This is a genomic window from Morganella sp. EGD-HP17 (assembly GCF_000512315.2).
Classification (GTDB): Bacteria; Pseudomonadota; Gammaproteobacteria; order Enterobacterales; family Enterobacteriaceae; genus Morganella; species Morganella morganii.
On record NZ_AZRH01000059.1, the window covers coordinates 1 to 1,496 of the forward strand.

A 1,496-nucleotide genomic window follows, 5' to 3' on the forward strand; every position below is an offset into this window, starting at 1 on the left:
GTGCTGAAGACCACCGCCTGACCGGATACCGCATTCCCGAATTTATCGTTTAATACCAGGGTAATATCCGACGATTCAAGGCCGTCTGCTTTAATTGTTTCAGGAGAAACACTGAGTACTGAGTTATCAGCACTCAGATTTGCACTGTCCGCCTTAAAAGTCAGCGGCGTCACCACCTCACTGTTGTTAATACTGACCGGATAATTCGCGGTGCCTGCTTTTGTGTCCGTATAATAAATAACAAGCCGGCCGTTATTATCCGTTAATCCGTTTGCCGGCTGCGTGGTGTATTTCGCCGTTCCCGGCGTCTTAACCGTCACCGGCGCATTCGCCAGCACGTTATTGTTACCGTCAGTCACCGTCACCGTGACCGCATTCCGGTCCTGCCCGTCTGCCACCGCGTTGTCGTTATCAACCACCACGCCGGCAATGACTGCCGTGCTGATGTCCGCGATAAACTGTGCGGTGACCGCTTTTTGTGTTCCGGTGCCGGTCACGGTTAAAACCGAATCACCGGCGGTCACATTCGTCAGTGACACAGTGACCCGGCCGTCAGCATCTGTGGTCTGTACCGGCTCCGCGATTACGGCACCATTTGTCGCACGGCTGTTTAATGTAAAATCCGCCGCCGCATTGCCGAACTGATCCGCCACCGTGGCGACCGCCGTGTTGGCGGCCTTTCCGTCAGCCACCGCCTTATCCCGGGTCAGGGTCAGGGTGGTGATTTGCGCGGTGCTCATGTCGGCAGCAAACCGCAGCGGCACGGTCCGCGCGTTCCCGTTTTTCATTTCCGCCGTCAGGACACCCTGGCCGGCAATCTTACTTCTGACCGTAATCACCGCCTGACCGTCCGCACCGGTGGTCACGGTCACCGTTTCGCCGGTACTGCCGTCAGCCCCGGTGAGCGTCACTTTGCTGTTGTCGGTAAAGCCACTGACACTGAAAGTCACATCTTTGTGTGCCAGCGCTTCCCCTTTTTCATTGCGGACAAGCGCCACCGCACTGTACGTATCCGCATTATTCGCGGCGATTACGGTGCCGGGAGACAACGTTAATGCGGTGATGGTTTCCTGTGACGGTTTCACACTGACCCACATCACCGCGGTGTTGGACTGATTGCCCTCATTGTCTGTCCCGACCGCCGATAACCGGTATTGCTGCGGCTCATTTGCCCGCACGGTAAAATCATAGGCCGGCAGTGTCAGATTTATGCTCACCGGGGAGGTGACCTGAATACGTCCGCCGCGGGCGGTCAGCTCCGGCGCCGCCCAGGCAATATTTTTCAGGCCGTATTTGGCTTTATCAACCGTGGCGGTCACCGCCACCGTCTCAGCCGCTTCCGCCGTCAAACTGTCCGGTAATGAAATCCGCAGCAGTTCCTGCTTACGGTACTGCATCACGATGTTGTAATTTCTGTCGGCGAAGTCGTAACGGTTACCCGCCAGGTTGCGCATCAGATCAACATTATCCGTATCCAGCTGCTGTGATAACGGCAC

1 protein-coding gene is annotated in these 1,496 nt (G+C 56.4%); it reads right to left on the reverse strand.

Annotated elements, in window-relative coordinates:
• The coding region (locus X965_RS18705) for an Ig-like domain-containing protein (protein ID WP_172794107.1) at positions 1-1,496 on the reverse strand (1,496 nt) is incomplete at both ends.